The 16,612-nt window shown below is 47.5% G+C and carries 19 protein-coding genes; 8 read left to right on the top strand and 11 right to left on the bottom strand.

Annotated elements, in window-relative coordinates; genetic code table 11:
* Positions 1–124 precede the first annotated feature (124 nt).
* The 3 genes from gluQRS to sfsA form a co-directional block, all read right to left on the bottom strand.
* Positions 125–1,021, bottom strand: coding sequence for a tRNA glutamyl-Q(34) synthetase GluQRS (gluQRS, locus tag H9J30_RS11160; protein WP_240131111.1), 897 nt, complete (start codon positions 1,019–1,021; stop codon positions 125–127).
* Between the two features lie 136 nt (positions 1,022–1,157).
* A complete protein-coding gene (dksA, locus tag H9J30_RS11165; RefSeq protein WP_007644947.1) occupies positions 1,158–1,601 on the bottom strand; it encodes an RNA polymerase-binding protein DksA in 444 nt (147 codons plus the stop codon).
* Between the two features lie 163 nt (positions 1,602–1,764).
* A complete protein-coding gene (sfsA, locus tag H9J30_RS11170; RefSeq protein ID WP_240131094.1) occupies positions 1,765–2,469 on the bottom strand; it encodes a DNA/RNA nuclease SfsA in 705 nt (234 codons plus the stop codon).
* Between the two features lie 168 nt (positions 2,470–2,637).
* Here sfsA and pepB point away from each other — a divergent pair, with 168 nt between their 5' ends.
* Together pepB and H9J30_RS11180 are read left to right on the top strand one after the other, a co-directional pair.
* Positions 2,638–3,930: an aminopeptidase PepB gene (gene pepB, locus H9J30_RS11175; protein WP_240131095.1), complete on the top strand. Its 1,293-nt coding sequence runs from the start codon at positions 2,638–2,640 to the stop codon at positions 3,928–3,930.
* A gap of 190 nt (positions 3,931–4,120) precedes the next feature.
* On the top strand, positions 4,121–4,618 hold the full coding sequence (locus H9J30_RS11180) for a GNAT family N-acetyltransferase (protein ID WP_240131112.1): 498 nt from the start codon (positions 4,121–4,123) through the stop codon (positions 4,616–4,618).
* 360 nt (positions 4,619–4,978) lie between these two features.
* Here H9J30_RS11180 and H9J30_RS11185 read toward each other — a convergent pair whose 3' ends face one another.
* The 3 genes from H9J30_RS11185 to H9J30_RS11195 form a co-directional block, all read right to left on the bottom strand.
* On the bottom strand, positions 4,979–5,866 hold the full coding sequence (locus tag H9J30_RS11185; protein WP_011071167.1) for a phosphoribulokinase: 888 nt from the start codon (positions 5,864–5,866) through the stop codon (positions 4,979–4,981).
* Positions 5,867–5,950: 84 nt separating this feature from the next.
* Positions 5,951–6,196 (bottom strand): YheU family protein, encoded by a 246-nt coding sequence (locus tag H9J30_RS11190; protein WP_037429042.1) that lies wholly within the window; start codon positions 6,194–6,196, stop codon positions 5,951–5,953.
* 9 nt (positions 6,197–6,205) lie between these two features.
* A complete protein-coding gene (locus H9J30_RS11195) occupies positions 6,206–7,189 on the bottom strand; it encodes a hydrolase (protein WP_240131096.1) in 984 nt (327 codons plus the stop codon).
* A gap of 111 nt (positions 7,190–7,300) precedes the next feature.
* On the opposite strand from H9J30_RS11195, the gene H9J30_RS11200 reads away from it, so the two are divergent.
* Together H9J30_RS11200 and H9J30_RS11205 are read left to right on the top strand one after the other, a co-directional pair.
* The gene (locus H9J30_RS11200) at positions 7,301–7,807 is read left to right on the top strand and encodes a TAT leader-containing periplasmic protein (RefSeq protein ID WP_240131097.1); all 507 of its coding nucleotides are present in this window, start codon (positions 7,301–7,303) and stop codon (positions 7,805–7,807) included.
* 46 nt (positions 7,808–7,853) lie between these two features.
* Positions 7,854–9,449 (top strand): GMC family oxidoreductase, encoded by a 1,596-nt coding sequence (locus H9J30_RS11205; RefSeq protein ID WP_240131098.1) that lies wholly within the window; start codon positions 7,854–7,856, stop codon positions 9,447–9,449.
* Between the two features lie 87 nt (positions 9,450–9,536).
* On the opposite strand, the gene H9J30_RS11210 is transcribed toward H9J30_RS11205, so the two are convergent.
* Both H9J30_RS11210 and H9J30_RS11215 read right to left on the bottom strand, forming a co-directional pair.
* Entirely contained in the window at positions 9,537–10,196 is a 660-nt protein-coding gene (locus tag H9J30_RS11210) for a cupin domain-containing protein (protein ID WP_240131099.1), read from the bottom strand.
* Between the two features lie 70 nt (positions 10,197–10,266).
* Positions 10,267–11,049, bottom strand: a complete 783-nt coding sequence (locus H9J30_RS11215; RefSeq protein ID WP_240131100.1) for an SDR family NAD(P)-dependent oxidoreductase — start codon at positions 11,047–11,049, stop codon at positions 10,267–10,269.
* A gap of 103 nt (positions 11,050–11,152) precedes the next feature.
* On the opposite strand from H9J30_RS11215, the gene H9J30_RS11220 reads away from it, so the two are divergent.
* A complete protein-coding gene (locus H9J30_RS11220) occupies positions 11,153–11,488 on the top strand; it encodes a winged helix-turn-helix transcriptional regulator (protein WP_023266941.1) in 336 nt (111 codons plus the stop codon).
* A gap of 97 nt (positions 11,489–11,585) precedes the next feature.
* On the top strand, positions 11,586–11,996 hold the full coding sequence (locus H9J30_RS11225; protein WP_240131101.1) for a GFA family protein: 411 nt from the start codon (positions 11,586–11,588) through the stop codon (positions 11,994–11,996).
* Between the two features lie 17 nt (positions 11,997–12,013).
* On the opposite strand, the gene H9J30_RS11230 is transcribed toward H9J30_RS11225, so the two are convergent.
* Positions 12,014–12,475, bottom strand: coding sequence for a DUF2390 domain-containing protein (locus H9J30_RS11230; protein ID WP_240131102.1), 462 nt, complete (start codon positions 12,473–12,475; stop codon positions 12,014–12,016).
* 34 nt (positions 12,476–12,509) lie between these two features.
* A complete protein-coding gene (locus H9J30_RS11235; protein WP_240131103.1) occupies positions 12,510–14,423 on the bottom strand; it encodes an ABC transporter ATP-binding protein in 1,914 nt (637 codons plus the stop codon).
* A 390-nt stretch (positions 14,424–14,813) separates the two neighbouring features.
* Here H9J30_RS11235 and H9J30_RS11240 point away from each other — a divergent pair, with 390 nt between their 5' ends.
* Complete coding sequence (locus tag H9J30_RS11240) at positions 14,814–15,014, top strand: YheV family putative zinc ribbon protein (protein WP_011071175.1); 201 nt, start codon at positions 14,814–14,816, stop codon at positions 15,012–15,014.
* Positions 15,015–15,184: 170 nt separating this feature from the next.
* On the opposite strand, the gene H9J30_RS11245 is transcribed toward H9J30_RS11240, so the two are convergent.
* A complete protein-coding gene (locus H9J30_RS11245) occupies positions 15,185–15,553 on the bottom strand; it encodes a hypothetical protein (protein ID WP_240131104.1) in 369 nt (122 codons plus the stop codon).
* Between the two features lie 379 nt (positions 15,554–15,932).
* Here H9J30_RS11245 and H9J30_RS21795 point away from each other — a divergent pair, with 379 nt between their 5' ends.
* Positions 15,933–16,247, top strand: coding sequence for a MafI2 family immunity protein (locus H9J30_RS21795; RefSeq protein ID WP_244096595.1), 315 nt, complete (start codon positions 15,933–15,935; stop codon positions 16,245–16,247).
* Positions 16,248–16,612 lie beyond the last annotated feature (365 nt).

The following is a 16,612-nucleotide window of genomic DNA, read 5'->3' on the forward strand; positions in this document are numbered from 1 at the left end:
GTTAAAAATCTGGCGGCTATGATATACCAATTGCGCTCCGATGGGTATATACCGATTGCTGAGCTATGCCATGACGCTGAGGTTGTTAAAAGTGTCCGTTTCGCAGGCGCCTAGCTCGATTAAGTTAAGTCGTCAGTATGATTTCCCGCTGCTTAGGAATGGCCGACAGTTGAAATTGTGCCACCGCCTGCGCCAGCATTTGTGCCACGTTTGTTGGCTCAACTGGGGATTGACCTAAAAAGCTGAGGGCCGCATTGAGACTCGCTTGCGGATGCTGCTTATCGATGGCTTGTGCATGGTTTTGTTTTGACAGTTTAAATCCCGGCGTTAAACAGGCGAGTGGTAAATGCAGCCACTGTGGCGCTGTTAATCCTAAGCTTTGATATAGGCTTAATTGGCGGCAACTGGCTTCAATCAAATCGCAACCACGTACCACTTCGCTGATACCTTGGTGGGCGTCATCCAGTACCACGGCAAGTTGATAGGCATAGAGGCCATCACTGCGTTTGATAATAAAATCTTCAGTGGCGAAGTCATGATCTACAACCACTTTCCCCATCAGATTATCGCTAAACTCAGCAACTTGAGCGCGATTAACCAGTCGAATTGCGCCAGACTGATGCGGCGTAGCTAATTGATGGCAGCGGCCATCGTAAATTCCACCCATGGCTTGAATTTGTTTGCGACTGCACTGGCAAAAGTAGGCGTTATCCTCGGCGAGTAACTCATCAAGTTTGGCCTGATAGGCGTCCGTGCGCGCACTTTGATACAGCACGCTATCGTCCCACTCGAAACCATAAGCTTCTAGGGTGCACAAAATATCATCGGCGGCACCTTTTACTTCCCTTGGTGGATCAATATCTTCAATGCGTATTAACCACTTACCACCCAATGAGCGCGCCCGCAGATAACTGCCAAGGGCGGCGACTAGCGAGCCAAAATGCAATGCCCCCGAAGGTGAAGGTGCAAAACGGCCAACGTAAGGACCTTGTGGTGAAATAGCAGTGGTTAAGGTCGCCATCATAGGATTTGACATGGGTGACAAGTTAAAGTGGCTGTATTTTAGAGGGATGTTCAGAAAAAGCGAAATATTACAAGGAGGATAAACCAGAGCGAATAAACAAGTAGGCGGGGAAATCCCCGCCTGAGATGGTCGATTAACCCGCCATTTGCTTCTCTTTGATCTCTGCAAGCGTTTTACAGTCGATACATTGATCAGCTGTTGGGCGCGCTTCGAGACGGCGAATGCCGATTTCGATACCGCAAGAATCGCAGAAGCCAAAATCGTCTTCTTCGATTTTTTGTAGGGTCTTTTCGATCTTCTTGATCAGTTTACGTTCTCTGTCGCGCGCACGTAATTCGAGACTGAACTCTTCTTCCTGTGCTGCACGGTCTACAGGATCGGGAAAGTTTGCTGCTTCATCCTGCATGTGACTCAGAGTACGGTCGACCTCTTCACGCAACTGATTGCGCCAAGCTTCAAGAATTGTCTTGAAGTGACCCAGTTGCTTAGCGTTCATATACTCCTCACCGGGTTTTTCCTGGTAGGGACTTACACCTGCGATAGCGAGTACGCCAAGTTTTTTGGTGCCTTCAGGCATAACGCATCTCCTGTCATCATTTGCGTTTGTAGGGCGTCCTTAAGAACGGCCGCTATCTATATCAGAATCTTTACAACGAGGCAAATTTTTCATTTCACCTTGGCAGAAATTTTTGACTGCCTTCGCTAATTGAAATGAAAAAGCATTTTACTGAATCTTAACATCATACTCGGACTGGACACGATTGGGCTAGATGTATCTCACTAGGGGATATTTCACAGCGATACGCTAGTACTTCTACTCCTGATAAAACAGCTTTTTTCAATAAGTTAGCGTATTCAGGGTCGATGTGTGCTGCGGGAGCCACACTCATAATGTCAGTATGTTGCACCACAAATAACAATACCGCTCTATGCCCAAGGCGAGCCATATGCATTAATTCTCGCAGGTGTTTTTGGCCGCGAAGACTCACCGCATCAGGGAAATAACCTTGGCCATTTTCCTGCAAAGTACAACTTTTGACTTCTATATAGCAGGCGGGTTTTTGAGCGCACTCCAGCAAAATGTCAATACGGCTATTTTCATCTCCATACTTCACTTCGCGGCGTAAACTGTCGTAGCCTGTCAGTTCGGTGATGATGCCTTTATTAAGTGCTTCCTCGACCAGGGCGTTGGCATTGCCTGAGTGAATGCCAATCAGCGCGCCTGTTGGGGTCGTCATTAATTCCCACGTGTGGGCATACTTACGTTTAGTATTGCTGGACGTTGAGAACCACAGGGTTTCACCGGGGAACAGGCAGTTACGCATTGAGCCTGTATTCGGACAGTGGACGGTGATTTCACTGCCGTCTTCGAGTTGAACATCGGCGAGAAAACGCTTGTAACGTTCGAGTAATTTTCCCGGTTTCAGTGCTGGAGTAAAGTGCATGCTATCCCTGTATCTGGGTGATTCTGGCGCCCAAGACTAACAAATTTCGCAAATGTTTACATATTTTACCTGAGTAACTTAGGTTGATGGCTTTTAGTCCCTAGCCGCTGGCAGTAAACTGCCGCCAACTGATGTATGTGCAAGAACAAATCAAAATAAGGATCCCTCATGAGTGAATTGAAAGTAACTGAAGTGATGAGCGTTGCGTTAACCAAAGATACCCCCGCAGCCCATTGGGGTAAGGCAGATGTGACTTTTACGGCAGAAGGCGCCTTAGTGCATCTGAGCGGTGGAGACGAGTTGCGTCAAATCCAAATGGCGGCACGTAAATTACGCAATCAAGGGATCAGTAATGTGGCCTTGTCAGGCTCACTTTGGGATCTAAATAGCCAATGGGTGTTTGCTCAGGGCTTCGCCACCGCAAAACCAGGTTACAAGATCCAATGGTGCGGCGATGCCGAGGTACAAGCCGAATTACAGCGTCGCTTAGAAGTGGCTACATTTGCCCGTCAACTGATCAATGAGACTCCTGAGAATCTCTCACCAGTGAAACTGGCGCAACAAGCGGCCAAATGGTTAGCTGATATCGGTGGCGCTAAGGTGAGCTACCGTATCATTGAAGGCGAAGCATTATTAGCCGAGCAATGGATTGGCATCCATGCGGTAGGTCGCGGTAGTGAGCGTCCACCTGCGATGTTAGAGCTTGATTTTAATCCTCTTGCGGCCGATGCCCCCGTGTCTGTCGCTTTAGTCGGTAAAGGCATTACCTTCGACTCAGGCGGTTACAGCATTAAAGCCTCTGAGGGGATGTTGGGGATGAAGTGCGATATGGGCGGCGCAGCCACAGTGACCGCAGCTTTAGGTTTAGCGATCAAATCGGGCCTAAACAAGCGCGTTAAACTCTTCTTATGCTGCGCAGAAAACCTGATCAGCGGCCGTGCTTACAAACTGGGCGATATCCTCACCTATAAAAATGGTGTCACAGTTGAAGTGGTAAACACCGATGCCGAAGGTCGTTTGGTATTGGCCGATGGTCTACAAGCTGCCTCTGCCACGGGAGCACCTTTTATTATCGATGCTGCAACCTTAACCGGCGCGGCGGTCATGGCGGTGGGCTCTAACTACAACGCGATTTTTTCGCCACAGGTTGACGTATTACAGTTAGCTCAGCAAAAGGCGTCGACTGTGGCCGAGCGTGTATGGCCATTGCCATTGGATCCTTGGCACAAAGAAATGTGCCCATCAGCCTATGCTGACACGGCAAACAGCCGCCCAGTGAAAGGTGGTGGTGCCGGCGGCGCCTCGAATGCGGCAGGTTTCCTATGGCGTTTCGTTTCACCAGAAGCCAAATGGCTACACGTGGATTTAGCGGCGGCCTTCGAAGATTCGGCTTCTGCACTGTGGGGTGCTGGCGCGACGACTCATGGCGTATTGACCATTAGTGAGCTGATTAAAAGCTAAGTTTGCCTTCACGACTAAGTTTACCTTTGCGGCTAAGCTTACGAGTGCAATTTCTTATTGAGTTAAAACCGCCTGCGGGCGGTTTTTTATTGCATACTTTAGGAATTGGATGTACTTGCTTCTTAAGTTTTATTTGTAATTCAATATTTTATTTCATGATTCTGGCAGAGATGATTGCCTGGGGAAAATGATGCTAAGGATACGTAAAGCGACGCAATTGGATGCAAAGGCCTGCTGGGATATCCGCAATGCAGCCATTAATAAAGGCTGCGCCGGATTTTATGATGCGGACGATCTGATTATTTGGACCGAAGGCGAATTGACCGAGCAATTTAGTCGTATCGTCGATGCGCATTTTTATGTGGCAGAGCAATCCAACAATAAGCCACCACTTAAGAGAGTGATCGGTATGGTCATGCTGGATGAACCCTACGCTCAGGTTGAAGCGTTATTTGTGTCCCCCGACGCTATGGGGTTAGGTGTTGGTAAATCTCTGCTGCAATTTATTGAAACAAAAGCTTTTAACTTAGGCATCGCCCAATTGCGATTAGAGTCTACCCTCAATGCCGTAGGGTTTTATCGCCACTGCGGATTCGGTGGTGAAGGCTTAGAGGAAGACTCCATCTATTGCTCACCCCGTGGCATCGCCTTGGAATGTATGGTGATGTATAAAAATCTGGCTTGCTAGGGCGCAGCCAAAAACGCTGCTGCTAGAATCTAGGGCGTTGCTTCGCAACAACTAGAGTGCTTCGCTGTTAGAACCTAGAACCTATTTTGTTGAACGTTACTGGCATACCTAAGGGAATCAACAGATCAAGCATGGACGTGGAATTAACTGCTAAGACTTAACGCTGAATAGGGTTGCTGGCATACCCAAGGGAATCAACAGATCAAGATGGGGGAATTAACTCCCAAGAGTATGCCAACTATCGTTCTTTCGCCTGAAATCCCGATGGCAATAAGATTAACTTCTATGGCTTAAATCAAGCTTAATCTATTGCTCAAAAAGGTTTTATTTCATTATTCGTCAGCCAAAAATAGACCTATATTAGTTGGCTTGAGGGCTATTGAGCTGTTGGCGTTTTTCCATTAAATCCTTAATCAGCGGTGTGAGTATAAGTTCCATCGCTAAGGACATTTTGCCTCCGGGTACAACTAGGGTATTGACCCGCGACATAAAGGATCCTTGGATCATGCTTAAATAATAGGGGAAGTCGACATTGTTTATGCCGCGAAAACGGATCACCACAAAGCTTTCATCTAGGCTTGGAATATCCTTGGCGCTGAAGGGGTTAGAGGTATCTACCGTCGGCACCCGTTGGAAGTTGATATGGGTGCGCGAAAATTGCGGCGTCATATGCTTAATGTAATCGTCCATACTGCGGACAATCGAGCCCATGACTTTTTCGCGGCTATGGCCACGCTCCGAAGTATCACGAATGATCTTTTGGATCCACTCCAAGTTTACGATGGGCACCATGCCGATCAGCAAATCGACATGCTGGGCTACATTGGCATCACCTGTGACTACGCCGCCATGTAAGCCTTCGTAATAAAGCATATCGGTGTTTTCAGGCAGTGGCCGCCATTGGGTGAAGGTGCCTGGCATTTGGTTAAAGGGCACGGCTTCATCGAAGGTATGTAAATAGCTGCGGGTTTCACCTTGGCCGGTGGCGCCATAATCGCGAAAGCATTGCTCTAGGCGGGCAAAATTATTGGCCTCGGGGCCAAAATAGCTCAGGTTACGATTCTCGGCTTGGGATTTACGGATCATCACTTCCATTTCTGCGCGGGTATAGTGATGAAAACTATCCCCTTCGACAAAGGCGGCATTAATTCCAAGTTGGCGAAAAATATGACTAAAGGCTGTGGTGGTTGTGGTGGTTCCTGCGCCGGATGAGCCTGTAACTGCAATAATTGGATGTTTTGCTGACATTTTTTCTACCTAGGAACCTAAAGAGCCGCTCAGTTGAAGCGATAAATCGTATAAGCTATTTATACGGCACAGGGATACTAATGGTCAATCTTGCCGTTTGGCCACTTGGTCAGCGTGACGAATGGCAAAAGACTCATCCTCTTCACTGTATTCTAAGACGAGTTTACCTTGTTTAAGTGCTTGTTGGCATTGCACTATTGCACCTGATAGTTCTTGCTCATCGAGGCTGGTAAAACTACCATCCTCCACTTGCCCTAACAGATATTCGCGGATCAAGTTGACTAAGGTCTCTTTGGGAAGTTGTAGCAAAGCATCATAGGGGATAAGCATTCGGGTTCCTTAAGGTGCCGATGACGCGTCATTGGCGAGTAAAAAGTCTAAAATGCGCCGCTCTAGATAATAGCGTGGCTTCCAAGGTGCGCCGCCTTCGATAAAACCAACATGGCCGCCATGGGCATGGAGCTCATATTCTACATGCTCAGAAATCTGGCTTGGATGGGGGATGACCTCATCCGTCATAAAGGGGTCGTCCAAAGCGTGCAATATGAGTGTGGGTTTGGTGATGCGATTAACATAAGTTAAGCCGCTAGCACGAGTATAGTAATCTTCCACGCCTAAAAATCCATGGAGTGGCGCGGTCACTTTGTCGTCAAAGTCATAAAAAGTATTGAGATTAGTGACTTGTGCTGGGGTCAACGGCATAGCGCTAGCCAAATCTGGGTCGGTAAGCTTTTGATTGACCTTATGTTGTAACTGCTTGATTAAATGGCTTTGGTACACCTTTGAGAAGCCGTGTTCTAAACGCTTAGCGCACGCTGATAATTGCAATGGGGCTGACACCACTACGGCACGCGTTAACAGACTTTGGTCTTGATATTCGCCTTGGTATTTGGTCAGTACGTTGCCGCCCAAGCTGTAACCTACGGCCAATAAAGGTGATTGCGGATAGGTTTGTTGCAGCAGGCTTAAGCTAAACTGCAGGTCATCGGTGTCACCACTGTGATAACTGCGGGCGAGGCGATTGGCTTCTCCCGAGCAGCTCCGGTGGTGGTGAACTACCGCAGCCAGCCCCTGCGTTTTGCAGGCTTGCAGTATACGTCTGGCATAGTGTGACTGTGCGCTGCCTTCTAATCCATGGATGATGACCACAATCGGTTTACCAACTTTTGGAGTGGCTTGCCAATCTAAATCGATAAAATCGCCGTCGGGCAGCTCCAGTCGTTGCCGTTCAAGCACAGGTTTGGCCACTTTAGTGAATACGGGCAAAATTGTTTGTACATGGGGACTTTTGGCCCACCAAGGCGGTGTAAAAGCGTTCGGCATGGGATCTTATCTTGATATCAACTATTGCTGAAAATTAAAACGTGTGTTTAATTTAGACTCGCAGTCATTGTAGCACAGTAATTTAACACTAAACGTCTTGGGGAGACATTGATGAACAGACGAACCTTTTTATTAGGTGCGTTTGCCGGTACCGCGGCGATAGCCTTGGGGGTTAATCTCTATTCTCCCGAATTTAGTCTGCCCGATGAAGCTGAGGGTAAAGACTACCGTTTATTATTCAGTGTGTTATTGCCTGTGATGCTTGATGGGGCCTTGCCCGATGTGGCAACTCACAAGGCGGCGGCACAAAATCGTACCTTAGATGCCATTAAACAATCGATTGCAGTATTGCCCGATGAACAACAGGCCGAGCTATTTGAGCTACTCGATATGCTGGAAAATCGCCTCGGTTTACTGCTCCTCACCTCGAGTATGACGCCGCTGCTAATGCGTTCTCCCGCCGAACTCACTCAAATGCTGGAGAGTTGGCGCCACAGCTATTTTGCTTTGTTGCAAACGGCTTACTTAGGGTTACGAGAGTTAGTCATGGCAAGTTATTACGCCTGTCCTGAGCATTGGAGTCGACTCCATTATGCCAAGCCTGAATTATTCAAATAGGCAAAATTTCTAATAATAACAATTAAGTGAAAGTGGAGCGTTCCAATTGGCAATCGTAGACCCCATAGTGACAGGCTTAAATGCCGGTTGGCAGCACACTGATGCGAGTCAGCTACAAGCAAATCAACAATTTGAAGCCGATGTGGTGATTGTGGGCACGGGCGCTGGCGGCGGTGTGGCGGCGGAGATCCTCACTCAAGCCGGACTCAGTGTGATCATGATTGAAGCGGGGCCGCTTAAATCCTCCAGCGATTTTAATATGGAAGAGCGAGTCGCATACCCGAATTTGTACCAACAGGCTGCGGCGATGAAAACCGCTGATAAGGCGATTGGTATTTTCCAAGGTCGTGCCGTGGGTGGCTCGACCACCATCAATTGGACCACTTCCATCCGTACGCCAAAGGAAGCCTTAGCCTTTTGGGCGCAGCATAAATCCGTTGCGGGGCTTGACTCCGAAGCCCTCGTGCCTTGGTTTGAACAAATGGAGCAACGGCTCAATATTCATGAATGGAATTATGAACCTAACCGTAATAACGGCGCGCTCAAGCAAGGCTGTATCAATCTAGGTTGGGAATATACCGTCATCAAGCGCAATGTGGCGGGCTGTTGGAATACTGGCTATTGCGGTATGGGCTGCCCTGTTAATGCCAAGCAGTCGATGTTAGTCACGACAATTCCGAGCGCATTAGACAAGGGCGCTCAACTTATCAGCCGCGCCAAAGTTGTTAAGATAGAACATCATAATGGCCAAGTTTTTGCTCTTAAGGCACAAGCGTTAGATGTGAATTTACGGCCGACGTCGGTTGAGCTGCTGTTTAAAGCCAAACACTATATTTTAAGTGCGGGCGCTATCCACACGCCGACCTTAATGATGCGCTCCGAGGTGCCTGATCCCTACCAACTATTGGGCAAACGCACTTTTTTACATCCCACGGTGCTGTCTGGTGGGGTATTTGCCGATGTGATTAATGCCCACAGCGGCGCGCCGCAATCTATCTATTCGGATGAATTTGTTTGGAAAAATGGCGCAGATGGCGAGTTAGGTTACAAGCTTGAAGTGCCGCCGGTGCATCCTATATTAATCGCCTCTAAGACCATAGGTTACGGCATAAGCCATGCTGAGTTGATGGCGCAGTTTAATCAGTTACAGGTCACCATTGCCTTGGTTCGTGATGGCTATCATCCCGACAGCCAAGGCGGGCAAGTGCATTTAACCCCAACCGGCTTTACGTTAGATTATCCACTAACCGAGGCCTTTTGGCGGGCGGCGCGGCGAGCCTACGCCAGCATGGCCGAATTGCAATTTTCGGCGGGCGCTTTAAAAGTACTGCCTATTAGTGACGGTATGCCTTATCTGTCCTCATGGAAGGAGGCGAAAGAGAGCATAGCGCAAATGGACTTAGCGCCACTAAAGACTGTGGTGGCCTCTGCCCATGTGATGGGCGGCTGTCCATTCGGCGAAGATGAAAAGCTTTCTATGGTCAATAGTTATGGTCAGTCACATTATCTGGATAATCTGTCGGTGATGGACGGCTCTATCTTCCCGACCAGTCTCGGGGCTAATCCGCAGCTGTCGATTTATGGCATTACCGCGCGCAATGCCACCGCGTTGGCGCAAAAGCTGACAGATGGTAAAGGCTGATATTTCCTCGGCATGGGGTGGCATATTGCCGCATAAGTCAGTCGTTAACACTTATGCGGTATAAACCCAATGAGTTGTCTACTTGCGTTACATGGTGCTAATGGGTAAATGGCCTGTTTTTACTAAGATAATGGTTTCCTCTTCGACAAAAGGAAAATGGCCGCTCATATGAGGGCTGCGGATCCAAGTGTGGCGTGGATATTCACCTAACTCATCTTGAAACTTGCCCGATAACACTAAGATTTCTTCGCCACCAAAATGCCGATGGGGCTGAAATTTTTCTCCGTTGGGCCATTTCACTAATGCGGTATGTTCGTGCTCGAACTCATGTAACGGCATGACTTGTAAGCCACCAATACCCGGTAACCATGGGGTCTGTTGGGTATTCATTCTGATCAGTTTGAGATCCCGCGGATCGAATTGGTTAAGTTTTACGAAAATCACGCAGCCTGTTTGGCTAAAAGGGGCATGCTGGCTCCTAGGGGGATGGCGAAGATAACTGCCTGCGGGATAATCACCGTTTTCATCGGAAAATACCCCTTCGAGCACAAAGATTTCTTCGCCCAGCGGATGCTTATGAGTCGTAAACTGCGAGCCTGCGTCATATTTCACTATGCTGGTGGTGTGTCCTGATTCTTTAGACTCCCGCTCAAGTGGTTTACGCCACACGCCTTGAGCAGGACTTGGCAACCATGGTTGTGGCTCGGCATTGATAACGACACGTTCACTAAAGTCCATATTAAGCATAGTGTTAGACCTGATTTAACTTTTTCTAATAATGATTTATGTGTTGCTCGCAGTGCATTAACTTGCGAATTTAGTTGCGTCCTGCCATCACGCCGCCATCAATATCCCAAATTGCACCTGTAACCCAACTGGTATCATCGGATAGCAAAAAGCACACGCTATTTGCCACATCGGCAGGAGTACCGACTCGTCCAATGGGATGAAAAGCATCAAAGCTTGCAAGCACTTGGTCTCGCTCTTCCTTTGGAATAAAGGCGTTATAGATTGGCGTATTCACCACCGCGGGTGAAACCGCATTAACGCGAATATGTTTATCTGCGAGTTCCATCGCTAAGTGTTGGGTTAATGCGTGTAACCCGGCTTTTGCCATTGAGTAGGCCGACGAAGGCGTGGCTTTAACCGCTTGTTTTGCCCACATTGAACCTATGTTCACTATACTACCACCGCCAGCATCGATCATCTTGTGGGTGACGGCTTGGGTGATTTTGAACAGGGCTTTATTTAACCCCATATACAGTTCGTAATCCGCTTCAGTGTGGTCAATAAAAGATTTTGGGTTGAAATAACCCGCCGCATTGACGAGATAGCCGACCTTATGTTCGAGTTGATTAATGTGTGCAATCAGTCGATTAAGATCCGCAGCTTGATAAAGGTTGGCTTGAAACCCCTCGACCTGTAACTCGGGGGTTGTATTTTCCTGTTTGAGTGCAGCGACGGCGGCAGTGAGTTTTTCTTGTTGATTACCCACGATAAGCACTGATACGCCTTGCTTGACCAGTTGTTTAGCGGTTTCAAAACCGATGCCGCTGCTGCCACCGATAATAATGGCGAGATTTGAGGTATTAAATTGCATTTGCTACTCCTTATGTATTATCAAGGTGGTAATCTTATGGACTCAATAACTATATGAACAGTAAGTACAAATTGGTTAAGCAGGTACTTTTTGGTACATCTTTATGAATAACAATGAAAAAATAATTTCACGTAAATCGCCGCCTGAGCGTTCAGCCCGAATGGTCGAGACGATTTATGGCTGTAAATGGTCATTAACGGTTTATCAGTTGTTGGCCAATGGGATCCAAAGGCCTGGAGAAATGGTGCGTTCGGTTGAGGGACTCTCCACGAAAGTATTGAATCAATGTTTAAAAAAGAACATTGAATTTGGCATCTTAGATAAAATTATCTATAACGAATTACCGCCGCGGGTCGAATATCAGGTAACTGAGTTTGGTCAAAAGTTTCTGCATATTTTGGATGAACTCGAAAAATTGCAGCAAGAAATCGATGGGTAATGCGTGGGATTTCAGCTTGGCTGTGTCGATACGCTAAATTAAGGTCATTAACGATATTTTGATCCCGCGCTATTTGATGGGCGGTGATGGGGGCGATATGTTTACTCAGATAGGACGAGAAGGCGGCTGTTTATGCGGAGCAATTCGTTATCGGATTGAGGGTAAGCCCTTCGATGCCGATTATTGCCACTGCCGCATGTGCCAAAAAAGCATTGGGGCCGTGTTTGGTGCTTGGATGGATTTTAAGGTGCAGCAAGTGACTTGGCTTAAGGGCAAAGTGACTGAATTTGCCTCATCAGAATATGTGAGGCGTGGTTTTTGCGCCCAGTGTGGCTGCTCACTGACCTTTAGGCACACTGAGTATCCCGACTATCTCACCCTAACGATTGCCAGCTTAGATGATCCTAATTCAGTGCAGCCAAATTACCATATTTATACTGAGCAGCAGCTGAGCTGGCTTAAGATTGAGGATAACTGCCAGCGTTACCCTCAAGCCCGCACTAAGTAAGTTGTGCGTGAGGCCAGTTAAGGTGCGATCAAATCCAGTGCGTTAACATCCGCTGCGGATAAACCAAATAGAGCGAGATAACTCACCAGATTGGTTTGTTCGCCAGTTGGCGATAATCCATTGATGGCATTTAGAATTGTGCGCTGCGCCTTGCGCTCCAACATCAGCTCAACATCAAGCATTTGCTGGTATTCTTCTTCATTCAGTCTGGCCTTGGCGAGACGGCGCAAACGGCGATAGGGTGTAAGAAACTTTTCGTCCCACTCCCAAACTGCATTCACTAGCTGTTGCCATTGTTCGGTCGTATACTGTCGCGGACCCGCCACATCAAGCGTGAGATCTAAATATTGCGCCAGCAATAGTAAATTCACGTTCACTTGATTGTTATCCTGTAGCTCAAGGCAAAGTGGCTTATTTTGCCCGTAGCTCATATCACACCAATGCCAAATTTGGCTGTCTAGCGGGTTTGCATCCGACATACCGCTTCCTTGTATGTTAGGCGATAGAGGGCAATTACTGCCCCATTAGCTCAAGTTCCATTGCATCTATTTCTTCTTGTAACTCAAGCCATTGCATTTCACTTTCTTCTAGCGCCTGTGTCAAGCTGGTACGCTCACTGAGTACCGAAGTGAGCTTAGCTTTGTTGTCTTGATCATATAATTCGCTATCGGCCAGCAAATGCTCTAGCTCGGCGAGACGCTCACTGAGCTTTTGTTGATCGGTTTCAAGCTTCGCCTGTTTGCGTTTAAGGGGTGACACTTTTTGGCGTAGCTCAGCCTCTAAGCGCTTTTGCTGCTTCTTATCGACAGCGGGTTTGGTGTCATCGCTGTTGGCCGTTTGGTTGGCACTGGCGGCTTTTGCGGCGTCGAGCAACCATTGGTGGTAATCGTCAAGATCGCCATCAAAGGCTTGTACTTCACCTTGGTCAACCAAATAGTAGTCGCTACAGGTTAAGCGTAATAAATGGCGATCGTGCGATACAATTACCATTGCACCTTCAAAGGTTTGCAATGCCATAGTGAGCGCATGGCGCATCTCTAAATCTAAATGGTTGGTTGGTTCGTCAAGCAGCAACAGATTGGGCCGTTGCCATACCAATAATGCCAATACTAAACGTGCTTTTTCGCCACCGGAGAAGGGACGAACCGGCGATAGCGCCATATCGCCATGGAAGCCAAAACCACCGAGGAAGTTACGTAATTCCTGCTCACGGGCATTGGGCGCAAGGCGCACCAAATGTTGCAGCGGCGTATCGTCTAGGCGTAAAAATTCGATTTGGTGCTGGGCAAAGTATCCAATATTCAGGCCGGGATTGGGCTCATATAATCCGGTCATCGGTGACAGTTGTCCCGATAACAGTTTGATTAATGTCGATTTACCCGCGCCGTTGCGCCCTAAGAGGCCGATACGGGCGCCGGGGACTAAGTTCAAATGCACTTTGCTAAGGATTTGCTTATCGCCATAGCCAACGGCCACTTGCTCCATTTTAATCAGTGGGTTGGGCAGGGCTTCCGGCGGGCGAAACTCCATATAAAACGGGCTATCGGCCTGGGATGGCAACAGCTCAGTCATCCGCTCCAGCGCCTTTAAGCGGCTCTGTGCTTGCTTGGCTTTACTGGCCTTGTAGCGGAAACGGTCAACGAAGGACTGCATATGCGCCCGTTCTTTTTGTTGGCGCTCAAAGGCGACCTGTTGCTGCGCCATACGTTCGGCACGTATGCGCTCAAAGGCACTGTAGTTGCCTTTGTAATAATTGAGTTTTTGATTCTCGACATGGACGATTTCATCGACAATCTCGTCGATAAAATCCCTATCGTGGCTGATTAAAATCAGCGTGCCTTGATAGGACTTAATCCACCCTTCGAGCCAGTACATGGTATCTAAGTCTAAGTGGTTGGTCGGTTCGTCGAGCAGCAGTAAGTCGGAGCGGCACAGCAGCGCTTGGGCGAGGTTGAGGCGCATCCGCCAACCACCCGAAAAGCTTTTCACTGGGTTGTTTTGCTCGGCTTCGCTAAAGCCTAAACCTGCCAGCAGGGCACCTGCGCGGGAACGAATGGCGTAGCCGCCAATGGCATCGATTTTTCCGTGCAAGGTGGCAATGGCATGGCCATCATTGTGTTCTTGCGCGATATGCAAATCGGCCTCAAGCTGGCGATATTCTTTATCACCATCAAGTACATACTCAAGTGCCGAGACTTCCAGCGCGGGGGTTTCTTGAGCTACGGTGGCGATTTGCCAACCCGAAGGCATACTAAACTCGCCTTTGTCTAAGCTCAGGTGACCCATAATTAATGCCAGCAGTGAGGACTTACCCGTGCCATTGGCGCCGACTAGGCCGACCTTATGGCCGGGATAGATGGTCAAAGAGGCTTCGTCGAGCAGGGTTTTGCTGCCACGGATTAATTGCGCTTGGTTGATGCTGATCATTAACTACAACTTGGTCATATCATGAATGAGTAAGGGCTGTGATGATAACGTACAAGCCGATGGCAAACCACAACTTAGGCCGAGTTGCTGAGGATTTCTTACACTTTTTACTTCTTATTTTTGGCGAATGTTGTGGCGGCTTTTAGGGCGCTCTTAGGATGAGTGGCAAAGCGAGTGTACGGCCGATTTGGCAAATCTTTCTTGGGATAACACTGTAAGGCGTTTTCGCCAGCTCATCTTTTATGGCAACACAACTTGGTTTAAAGGCTGGCAATAGCTGGGCACTGTGGCAAAATAGCGGCCAATTTCAGGCTCACGCTTTCGGTTTTGCAAGCGAAGCGTAGTCACCTTCTGATCCAACTGAGCTGGTCAGTGCATAAAGGTATTAGCATGACAACCAAAATCAAAAAGCGCTTTGTAGCTGGCGCAAAATGCCCTAAATGTGGCGCCAAGGACAGCATTCTGCTGTTTAAAGAAAACGGGATCGAAACCGTAGAATGCACCGACTGTGATTACCGCGAACAGCAAACCGATATCAAAGTCACCGAAAAAGCCACAGGTGCCGTGATTGGGGTGTTTAAACCTGACTAGGCTTGATTTGGCTTATTACTGTTAAAAGCAAAACTTCAAAAGTCCCTCTTACTCGCTGTACAGGATTGTCATTGTTTCCCCTGTGACACGCCATGCCCTTTGTTTAAAAAGCAGTGTCCCTATAGGCTCGACGGCGACATCTGTAACACATGGAAGTGTAAATGCCGCGATCACATGGCCAATGATGTTCCCAACATCATAGTGGCATTTCCCATATCCCTCTGGGTCAGATGTGAAAGAGTAGCCATGCCGCCAACGGTCACAGTTACAACAATGCCAATCTTAACGATTCTTGTACTGTTCATCTGGCTAAAAGCTTTTGCACCAAAGCGAGATAAGGTTGTCGTCAGGTGTGTAGGATGAATTGTCATTGTTTCCCCTGTGACACGCCATAAACTCATCCCTAAGGGCTCGACGGCGGCATCCATGCCGCCAACGGTCACAGTTGCAACAATGACAATCTTAAGTATCTCTCTAACTGTTCGTGTAGCTAAAAAGCTTTTGCCCCAAAGTGAGTTAACAAGTTGCCTGTGGTGCATCTAAAAGCAGACTTTCTTGCCTAAAAATTTTCATCCTTAATAACTCAACTTTTGCAATTCATACCGATGACTAAAGGCTGGATAGGCATACAGTCATATTTAAAAATGATGATTTTCATCCTAACTTTGTGCGCGTTTTCACATTTGAATACAAATAAATATATTTATAATCAATTACATATAAATCACATGGATTAGATAATAGGTTTGGAAAACGCGCATGCGCGTTTTTCCAGATGGTGTATTTGGAAGAAAGCTGATAAGTTCTTTGCATACAGATAGTTAACCGTGCGCGTTTTCACTGGTCCAACGAGGTAAACGCGCATGCGCACTAATAAAATGTTAAGTGTCTATGCGAACAGAGCACGAAATAAAGTTAATGCTATACGCCCAAAGTGCGCTGCTTGGTGAGGTGGCACCATCGTTTAGGGCAGTCTCTTTCGAGCTATCTCCTGATGGTGAAGATTTGGTCGCACGCTTTATTTTTGATGGAAAACCAAGCGATGATGCTAAAGAAGTTGCGAGCGTTGTACTGACTAATCTGTTCTCAAATTACTCCAAGAATCATCGGAGTTATAAGGAAGAAATGTTAGCCGTTCCGTATCCTGAAGAAATGGAGCATCTATCTTTGTTAGTGTACTTACGGAATGAGGACGACTGGAATTCATGGTCAAGGTTATACAAAAACACTTAACAAACAAAGGCAAAGCGACGCGTGCCGCGCGCTTGCTTTGAACGTTAACTCTCTTTAGGAGTCACATTGAAAATTTCCATTAATGTTACGATTCCAAATTTTGATCGAAAAGAAATAGAGATTGACTGCCCGTTATGCAAGCTGGGTAATTGGGTCCAGCTAGGTCAAATAAAAAGGCGCGAGTACTTGGTTTGCAGAGGATGCCATTCAAATATCCACTTGCAAGACCACTTGGGTGGAGTTCAAAGAGCTACTAAAGCTCTCAATAATTTGTTTAAAGGATTTGAATAAATGGATCAGCTTTTGATACAGCGTACTAGGTATCTTTTAAGATCAAGGTTCAGACGGGCTCAAACTTGTCCAGA

It is taken from the genome of Shewanella cutis (assembly GCF_022410515.1).
Taxonomy (GTDB): Bacteria; Pseudomonadota; Gammaproteobacteria; order Enterobacterales; family Shewanellaceae; genus Shewanella; species Shewanella cutis.

What these genes read in the sequence shown, in the direction of transcription:
- gluQRS (WP_240131111.1), bottom strand. Translation starts at nt 1,021, where the DNA reads ATGGCGACCTTAACCACTGCTATTTCACCACAAGGTCCTTACGTTGGC.
- dksA (WP_007644947.1), bottom strand. Translation starts at nt 1,601, where the DNA reads ATGCCTGAAGGCACCAAAAAACTTGGCGTACTCGCTATCGCAGGTGTA.
- sfsA (WP_240131094.1), bottom strand. Translation starts at nt 2,469, where the DNA reads ATGCACTTTACTCCAGCACTGAAACCGGGAAAATTACTCGAACGTTAC.
- pepB (WP_240131095.1), top strand. Translation starts at nt 2,638, where the DNA reads ATGAGTGAATTGAAAGTAACTGAAGTGATGAGCGTTGCGTTAACCAAA.
- H9J30_RS11180 (WP_240131112.1), top strand. Translation starts at nt 4,121, where the DNA reads ATGCTAAGGATACGTAAAGCGACGCAATTGGATGCAAAGGCCTGCTGG.
- H9J30_RS11185 (WP_011071167.1), bottom strand. Translation starts at nt 5,866, where the DNA reads ATGTCAGCAAAACATCCAATTATTGCAGTTACAGGCTCATCCGGCGCA.
- H9J30_RS11190 (WP_037429042.1), bottom strand. Translation starts at nt 6,196, where the DNA reads ATGCTTATCCCCTATGATGCTTTGCTACAACTTCCCAAAGAGACCTTA.
- H9J30_RS11195 (WP_240131096.1), bottom strand. Translation starts at nt 7,189, where the DNA reads ATGCCGAACGCTTTTACACCGCCTTGGTGGGCCAAAAGTCCCCATGTA.
- H9J30_RS11200 (WP_240131097.1), top strand. Translation starts at nt 7,301, where the DNA reads ATGAACAGACGAACCTTTTTATTAGGTGCGTTTGCCGGTACCGCGGCG.
- H9J30_RS11210 (WP_240131099.1), bottom strand. Translation starts at nt 10,196, where the DNA reads ATGCTTAATATGGACTTTAGTGAACGTGTCGTTATCAATGCCGAGCCA.
- H9J30_RS11215 (WP_240131100.1), bottom strand. Translation starts at nt 11,049, where the DNA reads ATGCAATTTAATACCTCAAATCTCGCCATTATTATCGGTGGCAGCAGC.
- H9J30_RS11220 (WP_023266941.1), top strand. Translation starts at nt 11,153, where the DNA reads ATGAATAACAATGAAAAAATAATTTCACGTAAATCGCCGCCTGAGCGT.
- H9J30_RS11225 (WP_240131101.1), top strand. Translation starts at nt 11,586, where the DNA reads ATGTTTACTCAGATAGGACGAGAAGGCGGCTGTTTATGCGGAGCAATT.
- H9J30_RS11230 (WP_240131102.1), bottom strand. Translation starts at nt 12,475, where the DNA reads ATGTCGGATGCAAACCCGCTAGACAGCCAAATTTGGCATTGGTGTGAT.
- H9J30_RS11235 (WP_240131103.1), bottom strand. Translation starts at nt 14,423, where the DNA reads ATGATCAGCATCAACCAAGCGCAATTAATCCGTGGCAGCAAAACCCTG.
- H9J30_RS11240 (WP_011071175.1), top strand. Translation starts at nt 14,814, where the DNA reads ATGACAACCAAAATCAAAAAGCGCTTTGTAGCTGGCGCAAAATGCCCT.
- H9J30_RS11245 (WP_240131104.1), bottom strand. Translation starts at nt 15,553, where the DNA reads ATGCACCACAGGCAACTTGTTAACTCACTTTGGGGCAAAAGCTTTTTA.
- H9J30_RS21795 (WP_244096595.1), top strand. Translation starts at nt 15,933, where the DNA reads ATGCTATACGCCCAAAGTGCGCTGCTTGGTGAGGTGGCACCATCGTTT.